Source organism: Coprococcus sp. AF51-11b1, assembly GCF_027682785.1.
Classification (GTDB): Bacteria; Bacillota; Clostridia; order Lachnospirales; family Lachnospiraceae; genus Allocoprococcus; species Allocoprococcus comes.
The window spans coordinates 89,086-111,920 of sequence record NZ_JAQCZB010000005.1 but is presented as its reverse complement, the minus strand read 5'-3'; the positions used below and the strand labels follow the sequence as shown (position 1 = coordinate 111,920).

20 protein-coding genes, 1 other RNA gene and 1 other annotated feature are annotated in these 22,835 nt (G+C 43.6%); of the genes, 4 read left to right on the top strand and 17 right to left on the bottom strand.

What is annotated here, in order from left to right; translation table 11 throughout:
* Positions 1 to 61: 61 nt before the first annotated feature.
* The 7 genes from PGY05_RS06795 to PGY05_RS06765 all read right to left on the bottom strand — a co-directional run bounded on the left by PGY05_RS06795 (position 62) and on the right by PGY05_RS06765 (position 8,499).
* On the bottom strand, positions 62 to 1,453 hold the full coding sequence (locus tag PGY05_RS06795) for a peptide MFS transporter (RefSeq protein WP_008371821.1): 1,392 nt from the start codon (positions 1,451 to 1,453) through the stop codon (positions 62 to 64).
* 230 nt (positions 1,454 to 1,683) lie between these two features.
* Positions 1,684 to 2,373 carry a GntR family transcriptional regulator gene (locus PGY05_RS06790; protein WP_008371822.1) on the bottom strand — a complete coding sequence of 230 codons (690 nt, stop codon included), beginning with the start codon at positions 2,371 to 2,373 and terminating at the stop codon, positions 1,684 to 1,686.
* Between the two features lie 206 nt (positions 2,374 to 2,579).
* A complete protein-coding gene (locus PGY05_RS06785; protein ID WP_270475558.1) occupies positions 2,580 to 3,896 on the bottom strand; it encodes a M18 family aminopeptidase in 1,317 nt (438 codons plus the stop codon).
* Positions 3,897 to 3,923: 27 nt separating this feature from the next.
* On the bottom strand, positions 3,924 to 4,052 hold the full coding sequence (locus PGY05_RS06780; RefSeq protein WP_008371825.1) for a hypothetical protein: 129 nt from the start codon (positions 4,050 to 4,052) through the stop codon (positions 3,924 to 3,926).
* Between the two features lie 128 nt (positions 4,053 to 4,180).
* Entirely contained in the window at positions 4,181 to 5,398 is a 1,218-nt protein-coding gene (gene pepT, locus PGY05_RS06775; RefSeq protein ID WP_055157951.1) for a peptidase T, read from the bottom strand.
* Between the two features lie 203 nt (positions 5,399 to 5,601).
* A complete protein-coding gene (gene yfcE, locus PGY05_RS06770) occupies positions 5,602 to 6,147 on the bottom strand; it encodes a phosphodiesterase (RefSeq protein ID WP_022220747.1) in 546 nt (181 codons plus the stop codon).
* Positions 6,148 to 6,261: 114 nt separating this feature from the next.
* On the bottom strand, positions 6,262 to 8,499 hold the full coding sequence (locus PGY05_RS06765) for an excinuclease ABC subunit UvrA (protein ID WP_270475557.1): 2,238 nt from the start codon (positions 8,497 to 8,499) through the stop codon (positions 6,262 to 6,264).
* Positions 8,500 to 8,663: 164 nt separating this feature from the next.
* On the opposite strand from PGY05_RS06765, the gene PGY05_RS06760 reads away from it, so the two are divergent.
* From PGY05_RS06760 to PGY05_RS06745, 4 genes are all read left to right on the top strand, one after another.
* Positions 8,664 to 9,485 (top strand): transporter substrate-binding domain-containing protein, encoded by an 822-nt coding sequence (locus PGY05_RS06760; RefSeq protein WP_270475556.1) that lies wholly within the window; start codon positions 8,664 to 8,666, stop codon positions 9,483 to 9,485.
* A 21-nt stretch (positions 9,486 to 9,506) separates the two neighbouring features.
* On the top strand, positions 9,507 to 10,193 hold the full coding sequence (locus tag PGY05_RS06755; RefSeq protein ID WP_270475555.1) for an amino acid ABC transporter permease: 687 nt from the start codon (positions 9,507 to 9,509) through the stop codon (positions 10,191 to 10,193).
* 15 nt (positions 10,194 to 10,208) lie between these two features.
* Positions 10,209 to 10,994: an amino acid ABC transporter ATP-binding protein gene (locus tag PGY05_RS06750; RefSeq protein WP_022220749.1), complete on the top strand. Its 786-nt coding sequence runs from the start codon at positions 10,209 to 10,211 to the stop codon at positions 10,992 to 10,994.
* 282 nt (positions 10,995 to 11,276) lie between these two features.
* Positions 11,277 to 12,623, top strand: a complete 1,347-nt coding sequence (locus PGY05_RS06745) for an MATE family efflux transporter (RefSeq protein WP_270475553.1) — start codon at positions 11,277 to 11,279, stop codon at positions 12,621 to 12,623.
* Between the two features lie 148 nt (positions 12,624 to 12,771).
* Here PGY05_RS06745 and PGY05_RS06740 read toward each other — a convergent pair whose 3' ends face one another.
* The 10 genes from PGY05_RS06740 to moaA form a co-directional block, all read right to left on the bottom strand.
* Positions 12,772 to 13,434 (bottom strand): Crp/Fnr family transcriptional regulator, encoded by a 663-nt coding sequence (locus tag PGY05_RS06740; protein ID WP_055157412.1) that lies wholly within the window; start codon positions 13,432 to 13,434, stop codon positions 12,772 to 12,774.
* 485 nt (positions 13,435 to 13,919) lie between these two features.
* Positions 13,920 to 14,945 (bottom strand): tRNA preQ1(34) S-adenosylmethionine ribosyltransferase-isomerase QueA, encoded by a 1,026-nt coding sequence (queA, locus tag PGY05_RS06735; RefSeq protein WP_008371840.1) that lies wholly within the window; start codon positions 14,943 to 14,945, stop codon positions 13,920 to 13,922.
* 19 nt (positions 14,946 to 14,964) lie between these two features.
* Positions 14,965 to 17,385, bottom strand: coding sequence for a phenylalanine--tRNA ligase subunit beta (gene pheT, locus PGY05_RS06730; protein WP_195250173.1), 2,421 nt, complete (start codon positions 17,383 to 17,385; stop codon positions 14,965 to 14,967).
* A 39-nt stretch (positions 17,386 to 17,424) separates the two neighbouring features.
* Entirely contained in the window at positions 17,425 to 17,604 is a 180-nt protein-coding gene (locus tag PGY05_RS06725; protein ID WP_207718591.1) for a hypothetical protein, read from the bottom strand.
* A gap of 49 nt (positions 17,605 to 17,653) precedes the next feature.
* Positions 17,654 to 18,673 (bottom strand): phenylalanine--tRNA ligase subunit alpha, encoded by a 1,020-nt coding sequence (pheS, locus tag PGY05_RS06720; RefSeq protein ID WP_008371846.1) that lies wholly within the window; start codon positions 18,671 to 18,673, stop codon positions 17,654 to 17,656.
* A 215-nt stretch (positions 18,674 to 18,888) separates the two neighbouring features.
* Positions 18,889 to 19,109, bottom strand: a binding site (T-box leader).
* Positions 19,110 to 19,233: 124 nt separating this feature from the next.
* Complete coding sequence (locus PGY05_RS06715; protein WP_082421134.1) at positions 19,234 to 20,067, bottom strand: YihY/virulence factor BrkB family protein; 834 nt, start codon at positions 20,065 to 20,067, stop codon at positions 19,234 to 19,236.
* 115 nt (positions 20,068 to 20,182) lie between these two features.
* Positions 20,183 to 20,363, bottom strand: a non-coding RNA gene (ssrS, locus tag PGY05_RS06710) — 6S RNA.
* Between the two features lie 87 nt (positions 20,364 to 20,450).
* Positions 20,451 to 20,924: a cyclic pyranopterin monophosphate synthase MoaC gene (moaC, locus tag PGY05_RS06705; protein WP_055261333.1), complete on the bottom strand. Its 474-nt coding sequence runs from the start codon at positions 20,922 to 20,924 to the stop codon at positions 20,451 to 20,453.
* A 14-nt stretch (positions 20,925 to 20,938) separates the two neighbouring features.
* Positions 20,939 to 21,874: an MOSC domain-containing protein gene (locus tag PGY05_RS06700; RefSeq protein ID WP_055157405.1), complete on the bottom strand. Its 936-nt coding sequence runs from the start codon at positions 21,872 to 21,874 to the stop codon at positions 20,939 to 20,941.
* Positions 21,875 to 21,882: 8 nt separating this feature from the next.
* Positions 21,883 to 22,824, bottom strand: a complete 942-nt coding sequence (moaA, locus tag PGY05_RS06695) for a GTP 3',8-cyclase MoaA (protein WP_243273132.1) — start codon at positions 22,822 to 22,824, stop codon at positions 21,883 to 21,885.
* Positions 22,825 to 22,835: the final 11 nt, after the last annotated feature.

Below are 22,835 nucleotides of genomic sequence, written 5' to 3'. Positions count from 1 at the left end.
AAAATCCGGTGATCTTTCCTTCGATCACCGGACTTCTTTTTTCTCTTTTTGGCAGAATCATTTAAGCTTCTTCTTTCCCTTCAACAAGGCTGTTCAGCTTCTTGTTAGCCAGGAAGATAAGTGCTGTAAATACTAACATAATGACTGTGATTCCAACAAATACAGGGAACACATCAAATTTTTCAATAAATGCCTGTACAAACGGGCTTAACTTGTTTGCGCCAAATGTAGAAATTGCGATAACCCCCATCAAAAGTGAGAGATATTTCTTCGGCGCATACTTACTTACAAATGCATTACGCAGCGGTGAGAAACACATCTCTCCGATTGTAATAACCGTTACAAACAGGAATGGCCAGAAAACGCTTGCTTTTACAGAAGCATCTGCGCCAACTCCGCGAACCAGTTCACAAACAACCATTACTCCAAACGCAAGTCCTACAAAAAGGAAGCCAAGTGCTACTTTCTTAAACATATTCATATCGCCCTGCGGACGCTCGGCAAGTTTCTTCCAGATGGCTGCCATCACACCACCAAGAACAACACACAAAAGTCCGTTCCATGTAGTAGTAACCCATGACGGCGGAATGTCAAAAGAGCCAATACTCATCTTCACATAATCGGTCATATAAATGACAAGCGCAAGATCCTGCTGATAGTAGAACAGCCAGAAGATAACAGAGAGTGCCGATACAAGAATGATCGCTATCATACGGTTTCTTTCCAATTTTGTAAGCGGCTGCTTGTCGTTCTTCCCATCTTCTTTCTTTTCGTTAGACCCGATCACATTTCCATTCTCATCCGTAAGATACTTGAATGGTTTCACACCCTGTCCCTGAAGGTTTTTCCAGTTCAGCACAAACCATGCCAGACCAACGATGCACCAGATCGATGCCACAAAGAAGCACTGACGGAATCCAAGCACATCGCCTTTTTTAAATAAGTGGAGATACAAAAATCCGGTAAGCAGTGAACCTACGAAAGCCCCAACATTTACATAAGAATACTGAATGGAAAATGCAGCATCTAGAAGCTCTTTGTTCTGATATTGTCTTCCGATCAGAGCGTTTAAGTTTCCTTTGAAAAGACCGGTTCCAATCGATACAAGAATGATCATCAGATTGACCATTCCCGGACCTGTTGCCTTCCAGCCTACCAGATATCCGATTGCCATGATAATATATCCCAGAGAGATCGCATATCTCGCTCCCAGCCATCTGTCAGAGATAATTCCTCCGATCAGCGGTGCCATATAGGTGTACGCTGTCAGATTCGCTGCCATGACTGCCGCATCTGTTCGCTCAATACCAAGACCACCCTGTAAAGTTGCAGTGATCAGGAATAGAAGCAAGATTGGCTTTGCTCCGTAAAATGCCAGGCGTTCAAACATAAATGTGATACAACAGGCATAAAAGCCTTTTGGATGTTTTTCATTAGTCTGTGCTTTTCCCATTACTTTTTATTTCCTTTCTGTTTTGGCGACTGTCGACAATCGTCATTCTTTATAAGTAATATAGCATAACTTCAACACTTTTTCAATATAGCTCATGTCTTACACTCTTTTTTTGTTATAATTCAACAAAACACAGCAAAAAAAGATGTAGAATATTACTATCCACATCTCTTCATTATTAATATTTATCCATTTACTACTATCTAAAGACTGTAACCTCTCTCTGTATCCTAGACAAGAAAATCAAATGAAAATCCGGAATCCTCTTCCGACAATCCCTGCTCTTTCAAAAGCCTTCGGATCGTTCTCATGTAATGTTCGGAAAGAACGTGACAAATTTTCTCCTTGTTCTTTTCCCTGCAGGCATCCACCAGTTCTTTATGAATCGGATACTGTCTTTCTAACACACGCTTTTTATCCGTGCTCAGGCTGAAGCCCGTAACAATATTTCCATAATTCAGCTCTTTCCATGCTTTATAGAGCCTTGTCATACCAGTCATCTCTACAAGCAGTCCATGCATCTGGTTATCATAAACAAAAACCTGGTCAAACTGCTCTTCATCCAGTTTTTTCATTTTTTCCAGCACTTCTTCCATCCGGCAAATGGTATCCTCCGGAACGTTTCCTCCCATCAGCTTCACTGCCATGGTTTCGTAATTCGCCCGCATAAGGTAAATTTCAAATGATTCTTCCAGTGTAATTTCTTTTACAGAGCATCCTGCATTTCTTACATATTCTATAAGTCCTTCATTTTCCAGCTGTCTAAGTGCCTCACGAATCGGAGCCCTGCTTGTCTTAAATTCCTTTGCCAGATCCTGTTCCACAATCTTCTGTCCCGGCTCCAGCTCCTGGTAAATGATCCTCTTCCGGATAATATCTGCAATATTTTCTCTTAGTGTTCGATATATTAATTCTGCCATTCCTTTTACCCAACCTTGTTACTCATTCTCTGCCATTTCGGTGATCTGACACCATAATTATTATAACAGGACAGTTTCTTTCCTGTCTATAAAAAAATTAGAATGCACTCTGAATTTTATTTTTCTATCGTTCCTCGAAATACGCCTTCTTCCAGATTCGGAAAAACTTGCAGAGAGTTCTTCCGGAACTCCCTGCAAATACTTCTTTATGCAATTTCAAACAAACCATCGCCTGCTGCCTTGATATGACAGCTGTAAAATTCTTTGGATGCCTCGATCAGATAACCGGTATCCTTTACACCGGAAGTCTCATAAGCCGAATGCATTGCGAGCTGCGGAAGTCCGATATCCACGGTATTCATGGATACCTGCGCCATTGCAATATTTCCCAGTGTACTTCCACCTGCCGCATCCGAACGGTTGGCAAAAAACTGCACCGGTACACCTGCCTTTTCACAGATTGCCTTGAAAATCGCAATACTTACTGCATCACTGGTATATTTCTGACCGGCATGAGATTTGATCACGATTCCTTCGTTCATATAGTTACAGTTATTTACATCCGTCTTCTGCTGATAATTCGGGTGTACTGCATGTGCATTATCACAGCTCAGCATAAAACTTCCGGCAACTGCACGATAGAAATCTTCCTCATCCTTTCCCAGTGCCTTGTTGATCCGACAAAGCACATCCGACAACAGTGTCGATGCTGCTCCCTGCTTGGTTCCTGATCCAACCTCTTCATTGTCAAAGCATGCAAAAACATTGATATTCTTTGCATTTTCTCCTGCAAGGAAACCATTCAGCGACGCAAACGCACACTGCAGATCATCCAGCTGTGGACAGGATAAGAATTCATTCTCTCTTCCCCATACAGATGGCTCCATCCGGTTATACAGGAACAGATCCATACCATAAATCTTCTCTTCTTCTACGCCAAGCTCTTCTGCGATCAGTTTTTTCATCTCACCCGGTTCTTTTGCCGATCCGGCAAAAACCGGAAGCATGTCTACCTGTTTGTTGATCGCACGGCCTTCATTGACTGCGCGGTCCATATGGATTGCAAGACTTGGAATCATCAGAAGATCTCTTTCTACCTTGACCAGTCTGGTCTCCATTCCACTGTCCGTCTTTACAATCACGCGCCCTGCTACCGATAACGGACGGTCAAACCAGGTAGAGCAGATCATTCCGCCATAGCCTTCTGTATTCAGAACCGTGTATTTTTTCTTCACTTCAATCTCTGCATTCTCTTTGATCTTAAAGGTCGGTGAGTCACTGTGGGACGCAGTTACATGAAAGCTGTACTCATCCAGTTGATTTCCGATTTTAAATGCAAGAATGCTGGAATGGTTGCGGGTCACATAATATTTTCCGCCTTTTTCTATTTTCCATTTTTCCGATTCTTTCAGCTCCTGAAATCCTTCTTTTGTAAGAACCTCCCGGATTGATTTTACTGCATGAAAAGCAGTCGGCGAGTTCTTTATAAATGATGTGAGTTCTTTAATTGTCTGGTTCTCCATAATGTTCCTCCTGGCATTTCAGCCCCTTTATTTTCCAGATTCTTTTGCACGTTCACACTCGGCAAGCTTCAGCATGATAATTCCAAGTGCAGTCAGCACTACCGGTGTGATCACATTCATTGCAAAGGTAAATGGATTTTTGTTATACATTCCCATTATACAACAGATCAGTGTCACAAAAAACACCATCCTCCAAAAAAGTATGCGATCTTCTGATTTTTCACAAAACGGTATTCTGCCGGAATCCAGTCAATACATTTCCTTTAATTCTACTAAATTCCCCTTTATTCTGCAAACTGTCTAATGATGTCTTTTACAATAAGGACTGCTTTATCCATTCCTTCTACCGTGATATGCTCAAATACGCCATGGAATGCATGTCCGCCCGTTCCAAGATTCGGACACGGAAGTCCTTTGAAGCTGAGTCTTGCACCGTCTGTTCCCCCACGGACCGGTGACACGATTGGTGTAATACCTGCATGCTCAATCGCTGCTTTTGCGTAATCGATCAGCTGCATGCACGGTTCAATCTTTTCGCGCATGTTGTAATAAGATTCTACAATCTCAACTTCCACTTTTCCTTCGCCGTACTTTTTATTCATCTCTTCTGCGATATCACGAAGTTTCTGTGCTCTTGCGTCAAAAGATCTGCGATCAAAATCACGGATAAAGTATTTCATCTTAGTCGTTGTCACATTTCCCTGCACGCTGACCAGATGATAGAATCCTTCATATCCTTCGGTTGTCTCCGGTCTTTCATTTACCGGAAGCATCTGGTGGATCTCGGTTGCAATGGTCTGTGAATTAACCATCACGTCTTTTGCTGATCCCGTATGTACGCTGACACCGTGAATGGTGATAAATGCAGTCGATGCATTGAAATTCTCGAACTGAATCTCGCCTTCCTCATCACCGTCCAAAGTGTAAGCATAGTCAGCACCAAAACCTTCCACATCAAAATGCTTTGCTCCTCTTGCAATCTCTTCATCCGGTGTAAATCCGATGCAGATCTTTCCATGCGGAAGTCCTTCTTTGATGATCTCTTCTGCCACGGTAAGAATCTCTGCGATTCCCGCCTTGTCATCTGCCCCAAGAAGTGTGGTTCCGTCAGTTGTGATCAGAGTTCTGCCCTTTAATTCTGCAAGGTACGGGAACTCATCTACTTTCAGAATATCTCCGGAACCTTTCAGGACAACGTCCTTCCCGTCATAATTCTCAATGATCTGTGGCTTTATATTTTCCCCTGATGCATCTGCCACAGTGTCCATATGCGCAACCAGACCAAGCGACGGCTTGTCTTCGCATCCAGGAGTTGCAGGGATGTGTCCATATACATATCCCTTGTCGTCCACTCTTGCATCTGCAATTCCAAGACCTTTCATCTCTTCTACAAGCATTCTTGCCAGTACCAGCTCTCTGTCTGCTGACGGGACAGTATCGCTTGTCTCATCACTGGTTGTCCATACCGGAACGTAGTTTAAAAATCTTTCGTAAGCTCTCATATTGTCAGGTTCTCCTTTGCTTTTCTTAGTTTCATTTTATTACATAAATTGTCGGATGTACATTGGCGAATGTCGACAATTTATGGGGTTTTATTTTGTTTAATATTTTCGCCAAGATAAAAGTTTTTCACTTTTTCAGGTGTTGTATGTTTCCATTTGTGATAGTTTTTCGGTTCTACTTTTTCTTAATATTGTAGATTTTTCTACAGCATAAGTTCGTGGTAAACTTCGCCGTATAGGTTTTTCCATTTGGCGAGACCGTCTTCCAGGATCATGTAGCTGTGGGCGCTGTTTTCTTTTGGGATGGAAACGGAGCCTGGATTTAAGTAGAGGTTCTCGTTTCCGAATGGTTCCCAGGCCGGTACGTGGGTGTGACCGTGTAGGAGAATATCGCCTGGCTGCATTGGGATTGGGGTCATGACGTTATGATGGTGTCCGTGGGTGGCGTAAATGATCCTGTTGCCGCACGGGATCACTGCATAATCTGCCATGATTGGAAAATCCAGTACCATCTGGTCTACCTCTGTGTCACAGTTTCCGCGTACACAGAATAATTTCTCTTTGACTTCATTTAACATTTTGATTACCTTTTTGGGTTCGTATTCCAGCGGAAGATCATTTCTTGGTCCATGATACAGGATGTCGCCCAGAAGTAACAGTCTGTCCGGACATTCTTTTTTCATCGCATCCAGCATTTCCAGACAATAATATGCGGATCCGTGAATATCTGATGCAATCATTAGTTTCATAACGTTCGTCTCCTTTTCTTCTATCTTTTTGGTAAATATTTCTGTTTCTGTAAATCTTTCATAATTATAAATAGGGGGATTGCGTAGCAATGGAAATGGAGCAATCTGGTATCATCATAAATATTCTGCCGTGACAGATTTCTCACTCATTTTCATCTCAGACGGTGTACCGGCAAACAGCAGTCTTCCTCCGGCATCTCCTCCTTCTGGTCCTAATTCTACCACATAATCAGCGGATTTGATAAATTCTATGTTATGTTCGATAACAAAAATGGAATTTCCTTCATCCACCATCTGGTTCAGAAGCTTTAACAGACTCCGGACATTCTTGATATGCAATCCGTTTGTCGGCTCATCAAGAATGAAAATACGGTCTTTACTTCCGAGATAGGAAGCAAACTTCATTCGCTGCAACTCTCCGCCGGATAAAGTAGAAAGTGCCTGATTCAGGTGCAGATAAGAAAGTCCTACTTTTTCCAGAGGCTCCAGCGCTTCGCTGATCTTTGTTCCCCTGAAAAATTCCCCTGCCTGTGCAACAGTCAAATCCATCACTTCCGCAATATTCTTTCCATCTACTTCGTATTGCAAAACTTCTTTTGAATACCGAAGTCCTTTACACACATCACAGGTCGTCTCGATGTCATCCATAAATGCCATATCCGATACGATCACTCCTTTTCCCTTACATGCCGGACACTTTCCTGCGCCGTTAAAAGAAAACAAAGATGCCTTCTGACCGCACCGCTTTGCAAATATTTTCCGGATTTCATCTGCGACTCCCAGATAGGTCGCCGGAGTGGATCTGAGACTTGCACCTGCAGCGCGCTGGCTTACAAACACCACATTCTCTCCCATACTGCGGTAAAAGCTTTCCATCAGAGAACTTTTTCCGGATCCGGCAACACCAGCGATCACAACCAGATTTCCTATTGGAAATTCGATGGTAATGTCCTTCAGATTGTGAAGATGGATATGCTCCATCCGCCATATTCCTTTCGCTTCCCTTGCCTTTGCTTTTAGAGAAGTAGTAAGCCGCATCTCTTCTCCGGTCGGCGTATCACTCTTTAAAAGTTCCTTATAACTGCCTTCAAATAAAACTCTTCCACCGGCCATTCCCGGTTCCGGACCCATTTCCACAATGTGATCGGCCATCTCGATCATTTTCCGGTGATGCTCCACCAAAACAACCGTATTTCCACCATCTCTCAATTTTTCCAGTGCACGGCGCATCCGCTCAATATCATGATTATGAAGCCCTGCACTCGGTTCATCCAGAATATACAACAAATCAGAAAGCGAGGAATTCAGGCATTTTGCAATCTTGCATCTCTGGATCTCTCCACCAGATAAAGTAGATAACCCTCTGTCCAGAGACAGATATCCCAGTCCGATATCTATAAGTGCAGACAGTTTGGTATGCAGTGTATCCTGAATATCTTTTGCAAGCGGATCTTCTATTTGATCAATCCACGCACGCAGCTCGGATAATGGAAGTTTTATTACATCAGCAATATTTTTCCCGTCAATTTTGCAGGACAACACCTTCTGATTCAATCTTGCCCCATTACACTCCGGACAAACTCCATGACTGGTGATCGGATCCAATAACTCCCTGTGAAGTTTTCCTTCTTCCGAATTTAAGACACTGCGGTACATCCGATGCACAAGACCTTCGTATTTCGCAGTTTTCGGCCATCCTTCCGGTGGATTCTTAAGACGTATCTGCGGTGAATACAAAAACAGTTCCAGTTCTTCTTCGGAATAGTCTTTAATCTTCTTATTCAGATCAAACAATCCACTGTTTGCATAGCGGATCCATCTCCACTGCCCCGGCTCAAATGCCACATAATGGATCACCCCGTCATCATTCAGACATTTATCAAAATCCACCAGCTTATGCACATCCAGATCTGTCACTTCTCCAAGTCCGTTACACCGCAGGCAGCATCCCTGTGGATGATTGAATGAAAAGCTGTCCGAATAACCGACAAAAGGCTGTCCCACTCTGGAAAATAAAAGCCTCAGAAGGGTATAGGTATCCGTATAAGTTCCAACCGTCGACCGCTGATTCGGCGACGGCTTTTTCTGATTGATTACAATTGCTGCCGGTAGATTCTCAATCCGTTCTACATGCGGTCTTCCGTATTTTGGAAGATATTGCTGCACAAAACTCGGGAAAGTATCATTTAATTCCCTGCGTGACTGCGCCGCAAGAGTATCCAGAACCAGCGAAGATTTCCCGGAACCTGATACTCCGGTAAATACTGTGATCTGATGCTTTGGTATCCGGATGGATACATTTTTCAGGTTATTCTCCGTCGCATGGTGAACAATAATCTCATTTGTTTCCATATATTTATATTCCTCTGTTTTACTCTTTCTACAGTAATTTCTGTATTTCTTATTGTATCTTTATCAAAAAAGAAAGTAAATAGCAAGTTTTAGTTGACTTTAGCATGGTAGATTGATAATATAGTGACGTGACGTTTTTTGAAATTATATGAGGAGAGATTATTATGAAAAAAATAACAGCACTTGCACTTACTTCAGCAATGGTATTATCCCTTGCAGCATGCGGAGGTTCATCTTCCGATACAAAAACTTCAGATGATTCAAAAAAAGCATCCAAAAGCGATGTAGAATACGTTCAGGACAAAGGAACCCTGGTAGTTGGAATCACTGATTTTGAACCAATGGATTACAAAGATGATAACGATGAATGGATCGGTTTTGATGCTGATATGGCAAAAGCATTTGCAAAAAGTCTTGGCGTTGATGCTGAATTTGTCGAGATCGACTGGGACAATAAAGTCATGGAGCTGGATGGAAAAACCATCGACTGTGTATGGAATGGTATGACACTGATAGATGAGGTTACAAGCGCAATGGCTTGCACAGCCGCTTACTGCAACAATGCACAGGTTGTCGTTGTTCCTTCTGATAAAGCAGATAAGTATCAGGACAAAGACAGTCTGAAAGACCTCTCTTTTGCAGTCGAAGCCGGAAGTGCCGGAGAAGATGCTGTAAGCGAAGAAGGCTATGACTACACTGCCGTTTCTTCACAGTCTGATGCCCTGATGGAAGTTGCAGCCGGAACCTCTGATGCAGCAGTCATCGACCTTCTGATGGCCGGTGCTATGGTCGGAAAAGGTACCGGATACGAAAATCTGACTCATACCGTTGAGCTTACTACCGAAAAATATGGTGTTGGATTCCGCAAAGGTTCTGACCTTGCAGACAAACTGAACGAATTCTTCAAGACAAGCTACAATGATGGTTCTATGAAGAAATGCGCTGAAACCTATGGGGTTCAGGATGCCATCATTGAGCAGAAATAATATTTAAGGCAGGAATTTTTTATGGATCTGATTATGAAACAAATGCCGGTCGTAGTGTCCGCACTGAATGTCGGCTTTTTACAAACTTTAAAATTATTTATTGTGACGCTGATCGGTGCCCTTCCTCTCGGACTGGTCATTGCCTTTGGCTCCATGTCTCATTTCAAGCCTCTTAGCTGGCTTGCGAGACTGATCGTCTGGGTGATCCGTGGTACCCCGCTGATGATCCAGCTTCTGATCATCTACTATTTCCCCGGGCTGGTCTTACATAACCCGATCTGGGGTGGTGGTGAAACAGGACGATTCCTTGCAGCAGCCGTATCTTTTATCATCAATTACGCCTGTTATTTTTCAGAAATCTACCGCGGTGGAATCCAGGGTGTTCCGGAAGGTCAGAAAGAAGCCGGTCTTGTACTTGGTATGACAAAGCATCAGATCTTTTTCAAGATCACACTCCTTCAGATGATCAAACGCATTGTACCACCGATGTCAAATGAGATCATCACCCTGGTAAAAGATACTTCTCTTGCACGTATTATCGCGCTGCAGGAGATCATCTGGGCAGGACAGGCATTTATGAAAGGCTCACATGGCATCTCCGGTGCCATCTGGCCGCTGTTCTTTACCGCTGTTTATTATCTTATTTTCAATGGTATCCTGACCGTTCTTCTCGGACGCCTTGAAAAGAAACTGGAATATTTCAGATAAGGAGAATTCATATTTATGCCAATCTTAGAAGTAGAACATATCAGTAAATCTTTTAATAAGACTCCTGTCTTAAAAGACGTTGGATTTAACCTGGAAAAAGGACAGGCTGTTTCCATCATCGGATCTTCCGGAAGTGGAAAGACAACGCTTCTCCGCTGCCTGAACTTTCTGGAACATCCGGATAACGGAATTATCCGGGTAAATGGCGAAACACTTTTTGATGCCTCTGTCCCGGCAACCACTCAGGAATCCGTGATCCGTAAAAAACGACTGCATTTTGGTCTAGTGTTCCAGAACTTTAATCTGTTTCCGCAGTATACCGCTCTGGAAAATGTAATGCTTGCCAAAAAGCTTCTCGCCGCAGAGCAGCCGGATTTTAAAGAAAGAAAACGTGAAATCCTGACCGCCATCGAGGTACAGGCAAAGGTTCTTCTGACACAGATGGGGTTGGATAACCGGATGGACAATTATCCGCATCAGCTTTCTGGCGGACAATGCCAGCGAGTTGCTATTGCAAGGGCACTTGCCCTACAACCGGACATCCTCTGTTTTGATGAGCCGACTTCTGCACTGGATCCGGAACTGACCGGAGAAGTATTAAAAGTTATCCGCGAGCTTGCCGACCAGAATACGACGATGATCATTGTAACCCATGAGATGGCATTTGCACGCGACGTTGCCGATCATGTGATCTTTATGGACGACGGACGCATCGTTGAACAGGGTGATCCGCGTCAGGTGTTTGAAAATCCAAGTGAAGAGAGAACAAAACAGTTTCTTTCGCGGTTTCATGAAGGATAAGCTGTTAGATGAAGAAGAGGACTTGTAAGGTTTTAGTCTTACAAGTCCTCTTGAAATTTTATCTATTACATTTTTCCATTTGTGGATAGCATTCTTTCGCAAACTTTTTGTTATCCCAATAGCATGGTTTTTGAGGTGTCTTATAAAGATCGCATTCACTACATCTGTTTATTGTCTTTTTGTCCTTTTCCTAACTTCACCTGCTTTCCCATTTTCATTGACTTTCCCTTTGCCGCACCTTATACTTAAAAGTAATGACTTAAGAAACGGGGGAAATATTCTATGTCAAAATCTTCAGCCAAACTGATGACCGAAGGCTCCATCTGGAAGCGTATCGTTGCTTTTGCGATCCCGCTTTTCTGGGGAAACCTTTTTCAGCAGCTATATAACACCGCCGACTCTCTGATCGTTGGAAATTTTCTTGGAAGCTCTGCACTTGCCGCTGTCAGCTCTTCCGGTAATCTGATCTTTCTTATGGTCGGTCTTTTTAATGGAATCGCCATCGGATCCGGTGTCATCGTTGCCAAATATTACGGTGCCAGAGACATTGCGAATTTACAGAAATCCATCCATACAACCGTTGGTTTCGGACTGATCTGCGGCGTGATCCTTACCATTGTCGGTATCATTGCCGCACCACAGATCCTGGTACTTATGGGAACACCGGAGGCGGTACTTCCAAACTCGATTACTTATTTCCGGATCTACTTTACCGGCTCACTTGCCTTTGTCATGTACAACTTCTTTGTCGGCATTCTGCAGTCCGTCGGTGACAGTACCCATCCTCTGATCTACTTAATCGTTTCTTCGGTAACGAATATCATTCTTGACCTTGTACTGATCGCAGGTCTTGGATTTGGTGTAGGTGCTGCCGCTTTTGCAACTGTCATTTCACAGTTTTTAAGTGCTATTCTCTGTATGGTACAGCTGCTTCGCAGTCCGGAGGAGTTTCGGCTTCATCTGAACCGCATCAATCTGGATTCCTATATGCTCCGCCAGATCATTTCTTATGGTCTGCCAGCAGGACTCCAGAACTCGATTATTTCCCTGGCAAATGTATTCGTCCAGGCAAATATCAACCAGTTTGGGGAAATGGCGGTTGCCGGATGTGGTTCTTATATGAAAATCCAGGGATTTGGGTTCCTTCCGATCACCTGTTTTGCACTGGCACTTACTACTTTTATCAGTCAGAATCTGGGAGCAAAAGAATATGAGCGTGCTAAAAAGGGCGCTGTATTCGGTGTGATCTGTTCCCTTACGATCTCTGAGCTGATCGGTATCTGCGTGCATTTTACCGCTCCACAGCTTCTATCTGCTTTCAGTTCCACCGCAGAGGTTATCCGCTACGGAGCCATGCAGGCTCATACGGATACCTTTTTCTACTTCCTGCTTGCTTTTTCACACTGTATGGCAGGAATCATGCGCGGAGCCGGTAAATCCACAGTCCCGATGTATGTTATGCTGGTATGCTGGTGTCTGATCCGCGTTTCCTATATCGTGATCATTTTAAAATTCATCCCGTCCATTCAGATGATCTTCTGGGCTTACCCGATGACCTGGGCGCTCAGTTCCATTGCTTTTCTGATTTATTTCCTAAAGTCAGACTGGATACACGGACTGGAAAGATAAATTCCACAAATTCATACTTGACTCATCGTATACAAAAACCATTACAGGATCTGATGAAATCACATCTCTCCTGCAATGGTTTTCTTTTATCCTAACCCACATACAGTTTCTCACTGCTGTATCCGTTTTATTTCCATTATTTATCCATTTATATTTCCGTTTCGTCAAGAATGCGGAAATGTTTCCTGTCTACTTCGATCAGCCTATCTTTCTGCATCTTCCCAAGCTCATTTGACATCGCGGACCTGTCTACATTCAGATAATCTGCAAGCTGCTGCCGGTTGAACGGGATATCAAATTCTTTCTTCCCGTTTTCCATAGCCTGATAAGACAGATACGACAGCAGTCTTCCCCGGATCGATTTTGATGAAATATGAAAAATCCGTTTCGACAGACGGAGATTCTTCTCTGCGGAAAGCTTCAGCAGATTTTCAATTAACGTATGATGAAACACACACGAATTGGAACAGACTTTCAGTATCCTTCCCACATCAAGAAACAAAATTCTTGCCTCTTCTGCTGCAACTACATTGACCATCAGCTTCTGCCCCGGAATCGCTGCATATGTTTCTGCAAAAATCTCACCTCTTCCAGCCCGGTCCAGAATGCTGTGATTCCCCCAGATATCATCATTCTCAATGAACACGCTGCCGGAAAGAACCACGCCCATCGAAGTAACCTCATCCCCGGCATGGTAAATGATTTCATCTTTTTTATAAGTCTTTTCTACCGGATTCAGACAGTTCAGCATCTGTCTGGCGTCCTCCTTCGTGACGCCCCGGAAAATTGCTGCCTCCTCAAATATGCCCATTTTCTGCTACTCCTCAATTCTCAATGCATTTCTGTCCGCTTTTTAACCAAATCAAACAGCAAAACAAATTACGAATAACCACCTGACTTTATTTCCCAAAGTTATTTTTTTCGTTTCTTTTTCTGATATATTCTGCGCAGTCCATCTTCTGTCTCCTTTTGCAATCTTGTTTTTATAGCCTTTTCGTCTTAGTATGTGCCCGGATTGCTCCATTACTATACCATTCATGCTTTTGGCACTTACACCATCTTACTATATTTTTGCAGAATCGGCAAATCTGTTCTGTTTATCTCTGCCGGATAAAACAGCATTCTCTATAAACATTTATTCAATAAGATTTTTAAACTCAATCGTTTCCAGTCTATACAAAAACCGGAGAACACGATTTTTCAAAGTTGTACATAACTTGAACAATCCCGTTCTCCGGTTAATATCTTATGATTTCCTGTTCCCTGACATAACCTCACATTTGTCAGATTCTGCGTCTATTCTATAAACATCGCATCCCCAAAGCTGAAGAATCGATATCTCTCTTTAACTGCTTCTTCATACGCCGCAAGCACATGCTCTCTTCCGGCAAGCGCACTTACCAGCATGATCAGCGTTGACTCCGGTAAATGGAAGTTCGTGATCAGGCAGTCCAGTACCTTGAATTTATAGCCCGGATAGATGAAAATCTCTGTCCATCCACTGCACTCTTTTAACTTTCCGTTTTCATCAGCCGCAGATTCTACGGTCCGGCAGCTTGTCGTTCCGACGCAGATCACCCGGTGTCCGCTCTCTTTTGCACGGTTGATCTTTTCTGCCTCAGATGCCTCGATCCGGTAGAATTCCGAATGCATATGGTGATCCAGAATATCATCCGCTTTTACCGGACGGAAAGTTCCAAGTCCGACATGAAGCGTTACATGCGCAATCTCCACACCTTCTGCTTTGATTTCTTCCAGAAGCTCCGGTGTAAAATGCAGTCCTGCCGTCGGAGCAGCCGCAGATCCGGAATGCTTTGCATACACGGTCTGGTAACGATTCTTGTCCTCCAGCTGGTGGGTGATGTAAGGCGGAAGCGGCATCTGTCCAAGCTGATCCAGAATCTCTTCAAAAATTCCTTCGTATTCAAAATGGATCAGACGGTTTCCTTCCTCTACAACCTCCAGAACTTCCCCTTTCAGAAGACCGTCCCCGAAGCTGACTCTTGCTCCGGGTTTCATCTTCTTTCCTGGTTTTACAAGTGTTTCCCAGACATCATTTCCTTTTCGTTTTAAAAGAAGAACTTCGACTTTTCCGCCGGTTCCTTCTTTTTCACCGATCAGTCTTGCCGGGATAACCTTGGTATCATTGATCACAAGGCAGTCTCCCGGTTTGAGATAATCTTTGATCTCACGGAAAATGTGATGACTGGTTGCACCGGTTTTTTTATCAAGAACAAGCAGTCTGGAACTGGATCTGTCTTCAAGCGGATCCTGCGCGATCAGCTCTTCCGGTAAATCAAAATAAAAATCCTGTCGTTTCATTCTTTTGACCTCTTTTCGCCTACTTACGAAGCTCGATACCCATTTCTTCCAGTGCCTTTAAGATACGGTTCATAGCAGCTGAAATGTCAGCTTCTTCCAGAGTCTTATCTTTTGCACGGAATGTGATAGAGTAAGCAACAGACTTGAAGCCTGCCTTGATCTGAGCGCCTTCATAGATATCGAACAGCTTATAGCTTTCCAGATAAGCGCCACCCTTGTTCTCGATCACTTCTTCAACCTGTCCTACCAGGATGGATTTTGGCATTACCATACTGATATCACGGCTGACTGCCGGGTATTTTGCAATTCCTTCGTATTTTCTTTCAAATGTTGCAAGCTCTGTGATCTGTGGCATATCAATGACAGCAACGTATGCTCTTTCACCGATTCCATAGATATCAGCAACTTCCGGATGAACCTCACCCATGTATCCGACAACCTTTCCATCGTAAACGATGTTTGCCTGACGTCCCGGATGAAGGAAGTTCTTTCCTGCATTTGGATCATAGGTTTCTTTCTTATGAAGTCCGACTTTTTCAAAGAACTCTTCTACAACACCTTTCATACTGAAGAAGTCTCCATCTCCGTACATTCCAAGTGTAAACTGCATTCTTTCGTCCGGCAGTTCTGTCAGTGGAAGTGCCTTTGGAAGATAAATATTTCCAAGCTCGTACAGACGGACATTTTTATTTCTTCTGTTGTAGTTTGTTGCAAGAGATGTCAGCATACCATTCAGAGATGTTGTACGCATGACACTGTAATCTTCTCCAAGCGGGTTCATGATCTGGATTGCCTGACGCATCGGATCATCCTTGTCGAGGAGGAGCTTGTCAAACACCTTCGGGCTTTCAAATGAATAAGTCATTCCCTGGCTGAATCCACAGAATTCTGCAATATTTCTTGCTACTTCTTCCACACGAAGCTTGAAAGAAAGCTTACCAGTTGTAGCTTCACCTGTAGGCAGTGTAGTCGGGATATTATCATATCCGTAGAATCTTGCTACTTCTTCCGCAAGATCGGCGATACGGAATAAGTCATGACGGAAGGTTGGTGCGATCACTTCTTTTGCTTCTGCATCATATTCCAGGTCGATCTTTTCAAAATATTTGATCATATCTTCTTCCGGGATGTCTGTTCCGAGAAGTGCATTGATCTTGTCGGCATCAAATGGTACACGTACAGGTTCTTTTTTCTTGCTGTATACATCAACCATTCCTCCGACAACTTCACCGGCTCCCATTTCTTCGATCAGCTGGCAGGCACGGTTGATTGCATCCTCTGCATTATTCGGATCCAGTCCCTTTTCAAATTTACCGGATGCATCAGTACGAAGTCCGACTTTCTTGCTGGATTTACGGATGTTGGTTCCATCGAAGCATGCAGCTTCAAATAACATGGTCTGTACATTGTCAGTGATCATGGAATTTTCGCCACCCATGATTCCGGCAATACCTACCGCTTTTTCGCCATCACAGATCATCAGAACAGAATCATCCATTTCTCTTTCCTGACCATCCAGTGTTACGAATTTTTCTCCTTTATGGGCATTGCGGACGATGATCTGATGACCTGCGATGGTATCCAGATCATAAGCATGCATTGGCTGTCCGTATTCTTCCATTACATAGTTTGTGATATCAACAAGGTTGTTGATCGGACGGATTCCTACGGAAGAAAGTCTTCTCTGCATCCATTTCGGTGAAGGTCCGATCTTGATATTTTTTACGACTCTTGCACAGTAACGTGGGCAAAGGTCTGTATTTTCTACTTTTACTTTGATGTAATCATTGACATCTTCATCATTTCCGGTTGATGTTACAACCGGTGGCTTGAATTCTTTGCGGAATGTAGCTGCAACTTCTCTTGCGATACCAATCACGCTGAAGCAGTCTACACGGTTGGAGGTGATCTCGTATTCAAATACGACATCATCCAGTCCGAGTGCCTTTACTGCACTTTCTCCGACAACTGCGTCATCATCAAAAATGTAGATTCCATATTCCGGTGCTTCCGGGTACATATTTCTGTCTGAACCAAGTTCTTCGATGGAACACATCATTCCGTAGCTGTCGACTCCACGGAGTTTTCCTTTTTTGATCTTGATTCCGCCTTCTACTCTCTGTCCAGGCTCATGTCCGCCCGCAACGCGTCCGCCATCCAGAACAACCGGTACCTTGTCTCCTTCTTTTACGTTCGGAGCACCTGTAACAATCTGTACGGTCTCTGTTCCTACATTTACCTGACAGATGATCAGTTTATCTGCGTCCGGATGTTTCTCAATTTTCTCAATCTGTCCTACTACGATCTTATCCAGATCAGCATCCAGCTTTGTAAAACCTTCTACCTTTGTTCCGGAAAGAGTCATTGCATCTGTATATTCCTGCGCTGTTACGTCAAGTTCCGGAACATACGCTTTAATCCATGATAATGAAGTATCCATTTTATATCTCCTTCTGATTTGTTTATAAATTTCCCTTATTCAGACTCCAAAATCCAGCAGCTCTCCGCGCTGCTCTTTGATTTTGTCATACCGTTCGCACATGAAAGTAAATACTCGCTTCGCTCGTGCTTCCTTTTTATTCTGACTCCAAAATCCAGCATCTTTCGATGCTGCCGCAGCTCTCCGCGCTGCTCTTTGATTTTGTCGTACCGTTCGCACATGAAAGTAAATACTCGCTTCGCTCGTGCTTCCTTTCATTGTGTGCTCACTAGAATTGCTTTAAGAATCTGATATCGTTCTCGTAGAGGAGGCGCATGTCATCGATCTCGTATTTGAGAAGGGCGATTCTTTCAAGTCCTACTCCGAATGCAAATCCAGTGTATTCTTCCGGATCGATTCCGCACATTTCGAGTACGTGTGGGTGAACCATACCACAGCCGAGGATTTCAATCCATCCTGATCCTTTACAGAAACGGCAGCCTTTTCCGCCACACTTGAAGCATGATACGTCTACTTCTGCACTTGGCTCTGTGAATGGGAAATGATGCGGACGGAATTTTGTCTTGGTATCCGGTCCGAAAAGTTCTTTTGCAAATACTTCCAGAGTTCCCTTTAAGTCAGCAAAGGAAATATTTTTATCGATTACCAGTCCTTCGATCTGATGGAAGGATGGTGAATGGGTTGCATCCACTTCGTCAGAACGGAATACTCGTCCCGGTGCGATCATACGGATCGGGAGCTTGCCCTGTTCCATCACACGTGCCTGAACCGGTGATGTCTGGGTACGAAGCACGATGTCTTTGTTGATATAGAATGTATCCTGTTCATCTTTTGCCGGATGATCTGCAGGAATATTCAGTTTTTCAAAGTTGTAAAGGTCATATTCTACTTCCGGTCCTTCCACAACTTCGTATCCCATACCGATGAAGATACGCTCTACTTCTTCCAGAGCGATCGTATTCGGATGACGATGGCCTACTGTATTTTTCTTGGAAGGAAGGGTTACGTCAATAACTTCCTGTTTTAATTTTTCTTCACGGATTGCAGCATCCATTTTCTTCTTTGTCTCATCAAGAAGTTCTTCGATAGCAGCTCTTGTCTCATTCACAAGCTGTCCTACCTTCGGACGTTCTTCCGGAGCTACATCTTTCATTCCTTTTAATACGGCTGTCAGTTCTCCTTTTTTACCAAGGAATTTAACACGTACATCATTTAATTTCTCCGGTACATCAGAAGCCTGGATCTGCTTAATGGCTTCCTGTTTGATGCTCTCAAGTCTTTCTTTCATGATATCCTCCTTAAAACTTGTTTTGGCTATTCATTTGCGACTATAACAGGAAATAAAATTTCCTGTGGAAGAAAAAAGAATGTGCCTTGGCACATTCTGGCACCTGCGGCGATCGCTTGTGACATCTTCCTTATACGCCGCAGTGCGCATCCTCGCGGAGCGTTTTTATATATTAGGAAAGAACACTTTCCTAATATATAAAAAAATCGCCCCTAAAAAGGGACGAGATAAATCGCGGTACCACCCTGTTTCCTGCTATTTGAATAACAGGCACTCGGACTGCGTAACGTGCAGGGACGTCGTTTTCTACTTTATTTTCAAAAACGCAGCTCACGTGGGAAATTCGTTTCCTGCCTGAACCGGGGAGAACTTACAGCCGGGGATTCTCCTTCTCTGTCGGAAAACAGTTCACTACTTACACGGTCATTGCTTTTATGATATGTCATATACTTAATTATTGTAACATATGATTTTTTTATGTCAAGCGGTTTTATCTGATAGATTCACCGTTTATCTACGCAAAATCATATTCCGGAACCTGAATGCTGCTTTTTGCAGAACTAATCCTTTTCCAGGATATCCCGCTTTGCATCTACCCAGATACAGTTAATAAGCCCTCCCAGCAGCATCACATACATACAGAAATACAGCCACAGCATCACAAGAATGATCGCCGTCATACTTCCGTACAGACCGGAAAATCCTTTGAAGATTGTCAGATACATTGAAAAAACAAACGAGATCACCAGCCATCCCAGAGAACAGAAAATAGATCCCAGAATCAAATCCCGGAACGGAAGCTTCCGGTTCGGCAAAAAGTGATATACCAGAAGCGAAATTCCAGTCATAACAACAAATGAAATCACCGTTCTCAAACGCATGATCATATCCGTCGTCTCCGCAAGAAACGGAATTTTGTGATATATAAAAATACTGATATTATTACCAAACACAGAAAGTACCAGAGCCATCACAATTGCTGCAATGAACAGGATCGTATAGATGGATGCCCGGATTCTTAAAAATACATAATTTCGTGTCTCACGAAGCTCATATGCACAGTTCAGTCCTGTACTAACCGCAAGTACTCCTTTACCTGCTGACCACAGTGCTACAATCGCAGTGATCGGAATGACCGTCTTCGACTGGTTATATACTTCATTTACAATGCCAACCATAAAATCCTGCATATTTGTCTCCGGAAACAAATTTACCACAGCAGTCATAACATCTGCTTTTGTCACCGGAGTATATTGTATGATAGCAAGAAGCAGCAAAATAATCGGGATCATACTCAGCACAAAAAAATAAGCAGACTGGGCCGCGTATGCTCCCACATGCTTTTGTGACACCTGCCCTGTAATTTCCCGAATCTTGTTTATCGTTTTCATCATATAATAACTCCATTTATCTTATCGGCAGTTTCATTTTTCAAAATAGTTTATCACATTTTCACTTCTTTGAAAACCCAAAAAAACAGTTGCTCTCGCAACTGTCCTTTATCTTTTGTAGTCCCCCGAAATGCCGTTTTCCGTTTTTTGACTCCTAGCACTCCGCTAGGTGGGCGACCGCATCTGCTTTTCTGCCTTCCCCTGCGCAATGAGGGCCTGACATATTACAGAGATATAAGAATCCCGTTTAAAGTATTGTAGGTTCAAAAATACGGAAGTCTCGAACATTCCAGGTTTTCTAAAGCCTATTATAGACCATCAGCCGTGTTTTTTCAACTGTTAATCGTTGAAGATATTTACTTTTTTTACCAGAAATTAAAATACGTTTAACGTACCCATTTCCCGCTTTTTCCACCGGACTTTTCAAGCAGATGGATTTCTCTGATCTCCATTCCCCGGTCAACCGCCTTGCACATATCATAGATTGTAAGAAGAGCGGTATTTACCCCGGTCAGTGCTTCCATTTCCACACCGGTCCTGCCGGTACATGCCGTGTGGCAGATTGCCCGGATCCCATGCTCTTCTTCCAGATATTCAAAATCAATCTCGACTTTGGTAAGGTTTAACAGATGGCACAGCGGAATCAGTTCTGCTGTCTTTTTTGCACCCATGATCCCGGCAATTCTTGCTACGCCAAGAACATCTCCTTTTTTCATGCTGCCTTCCTTTACTTTCTGAAAGCATTCTTCCGACATGCGGATCACCCCTGATGCAAGTGCTTCTCTTTTTGTCTCAGCCTTTGCCCCCACATCTACCATCACTGCATTACCATCTTCGTTAAAATGTGTAAATCCACTCATGATTTTTAACCTCTTTATTTTCTGGCACATTCGCCTTCTGTTCCCCGGAGGATTCCAAGCCCATGTCCAAGTTCAGGAAGCAGAAACTCCAGTGCTTCCTGTACTGCTTTGGGACTTCCCGGGAGATTGATGATCAGCGTTTTTTTTCGGATACCTGATACAGCTCTGCTGAACATAGCACGCTTTGTGATCGTCATCGAATAATTCCGGATTGCCTCTGCTATTCCGTTTGCCATCCGGTCACAGACATTTACCGTCGCCTCCGGTGTCCGGTCCCGCTCGGAGAATCCTGTTCCTCCGGTGGTGAAGATCACATTAAGCTGTCTCTGATCAGCCAGTCTGATCAGCTCTTTTTCCAGTTTTTTCTGCTCATCCGGTAATAAAATCGTTTCTTTAATATCATATCCGGCATCTTTCAACATTTCGACAATCATGGGTCCGCTTTTGTCTTCTCGTTCTCCGGCAGCCCCTTTATCACTTAAAGTAATAACTGCCGCTGAAAATGGACGGTCACTTTTCACCTGTTCCATGACAACTTCATCTCCTACCTTGATATGACCTCCGGTGACGACTTCTGCAAAAACGCCCTCTCTTGGCATAATGCAGTCACCCATTCTCTTATAAATCTGACAATGACTGTGGCATTCTTTTCCAATCTGTGTCATCTCAAGTACCACATCTCCGATATGAAATCTTGTTCCAACCGGAAGCGCGCGAAAATCAAATCCCTCCACGATCAGATTTTCACCAAATGCACCATATGCAACTTCTGCCCCTTTTGCACGAAATTCCTGAATCTTTTCATCGGAAAGCAGACTGATCTGACGATGCCATTTTCCACCGTGCGCATCTCCTTCAATCCCCCAGTCCATTTTGACCATGGCTTCACGAACCTCATGTTTTTCGGTTCCTCTCTTTTCACTGATGCAGATTCCCTTCAGTCTTCCCATTTTTATGTTTATCCTCCGATCTGTGACATATTTTTCTGTTCTGTAATAAAGTTCTGCTCCTCAAAATGATGCATCTTCGGTTTTCCACGGATCGCCTGTTCGAGACATTTCCGGATTTCTTCTTCCGATCCGTGTCTTGCTGCCTCAAAAACGGAGATAGTATCTGCATAGCACAGACACGCTTTTAACTTTCCGGTTGATGTCATCCGGATCCGGTTACATCTGTCACAGAATTTTCCATGCAATGCACTGATCAGACCGATTTTCCCCTGAAAACCAGGCAGTTGATAATACACAGCAGGTCCGTTCCCAAACCGTCCCTCTAACGGATAAAACTCTCCTTCTATTCCATAAGCTTCTTTCAGTTTTCCAAGCACCCAGGCACCGGAAATGCCATTCTCTGCTCTTCCCTGTCCAATCGGCATCAATTCAATAAAACGGACATCCAGCTTATTCTTTTTCGCCAACTCTGCCAGACTTTTCCATTCCTCATCATTGACTCCTTTTTGCAGGACCGTGTTGATCTTTACCCGGATCTCGCTTTTTTCTGCCATGAAAATGGATTTTCTGACTCTTTCCAGTTCATCTGCCCCGGTAATCTCCTGATATTTTTCCGGAATCAGTGTATCCAGACTGATATTCACCGCATCCAGCCCCGCTGCAAGAAGATCTTCCAGATTCTCACCCAGAAGAACCCCATTTGTCGTCATTGTTACTTCTTCTGTGCCCGGAATCTGCCGGATCATCCGGATCAGATCTGCGCATCCTTTTCTGACCAGAGGCTCCCCTCCGGTAATCTTAAACCTGGTAATCCCGATCTGGACAGCCTCCCTGCAGATTCGTTCAATCTCCTCATAAGTCAGGATTTCTGACATAGGAATCCACTTTGCGCCATCCGGCATGCAGTACCTGCATCGCAGATTACAGCGGTCTGTGATTGAAATTCTCATATATTCAATTG

What these genes read in the sequence shown, in the direction of transcription:
- PGY05_RS06780 (WP_008371825.1), bottom strand. Translation starts at nt 4,052, where the DNA reads ATGGGAATGTATAACAAAAATCCATTTACCTTTGCAATGAATGTGATC.
- moaA (WP_243273132.1), bottom strand. Translation starts at nt 22,824, where the DNA reads ATGAGAATTTCAATCACAGACCGCTGTAATCTGCGATGCAGGTACTGC.
- PGY05_RS06715 (WP_082421134.1), bottom strand. Translation starts at nt 20,067, where the DNA reads ATGATGAAAACGATAAACAAGATTCGGGAAATTACAGGGCAGGTGTCA.
- yfcE (WP_022220747.1), bottom strand. Translation starts at nt 6,147, where the DNA reads ATGAAACTAATGATTGCATCAGATATTCACGGATCCGCATATTATTGT.
- PGY05_RS06785 (WP_270475558.1), bottom strand. Translation starts at nt 3,896, where the DNA reads ATGGAGAACCAGACAATTAAAGAACTCACATCATTTATAAAGAACTCG.
- pheS (WP_008371846.1), bottom strand. Translation starts at nt 18,673, where the DNA reads ATGAAAGAAAGACTTGAGAGCATCAAACAGGAAGCCATTAAGCAGATC.
- pepT (WP_055157951.1), bottom strand. Translation starts at nt 5,398, where the DNA reads ATGAGAGCTTACGAAAGATTTTTAAACTACGTTCCGGTATGGACAACC.
- PGY05_RS06755 (WP_270475555.1), top strand. Translation starts at nt 9,507, where the DNA reads ATGGATCTGATTATGAAACAAATGCCGGTCGTAGTGTCCGCACTGAAT.
- queA (WP_008371840.1), bottom strand. Translation starts at nt 14,945, where the DNA reads ATGAAACGACAGGATTTTTATTTTGATTTACCGGAAGAGCTGATCGCG.
- PGY05_RS06700 (WP_055157405.1), bottom strand. Translation starts at nt 21,874, where the DNA reads ATGGGAAGACTGAAGGGAATCTGCATCAGTGAAAAGAGAGGAACCGAA.
- PGY05_RS06795 (WP_008371821.1), bottom strand. Translation starts at nt 1,453, where the DNA reads ATGGGAAAAGCACAGACTAATGAAAAACATCCAAAAGGCTTTTATGCC.
- PGY05_RS06745 (WP_270475553.1), top strand. Translation starts at nt 11,277, where the DNA reads ATGTCAAAATCTTCAGCCAAACTGATGACCGAAGGCTCCATCTGGAAG.
- PGY05_RS06740 (WP_055157412.1), bottom strand. Translation starts at nt 13,434, where the DNA reads ATGGGCATATTTGAGGAGGCAGCAATTTTCCGGGGCGTCACGAAGGAG.
- PGY05_RS06790 (WP_008371822.1), bottom strand. Translation starts at nt 2,373, where the DNA reads ATGGCAGAATTAATATATCGAACACTAAGAGAAAATATTGCAGATATT.
- PGY05_RS06765 (WP_270475557.1), bottom strand. Translation starts at nt 8,499, where the DNA reads ATGGAAACAAATGAGATTATTGTTCACCATGCGACGGAGAATAACCTG.
- pheT (WP_195250173.1), bottom strand. Translation starts at nt 17,385, where the DNA reads ATGGATACTTCATTATCATGGATTAAAGCGTATGTTCCGGAACTTGAC.
- PGY05_RS06750 (WP_022220749.1), top strand. Translation starts at nt 10,209, where the DNA reads ATGCCAATCTTAGAAGTAGAACATATCAGTAAATCTTTTAATAAGACT.
- PGY05_RS06760 (WP_270475556.1), top strand. Translation starts at nt 8,664, where the DNA reads ATGAAAAAAATAACAGCACTTGCACTTACTTCAGCAATGGTATTATCC.
- moaC (WP_055261333.1), bottom strand. Translation starts at nt 20,924, where the DNA reads ATGAGTGGATTTACACATTTTAACGAAGATGGTAATGCAGTGATGGTA.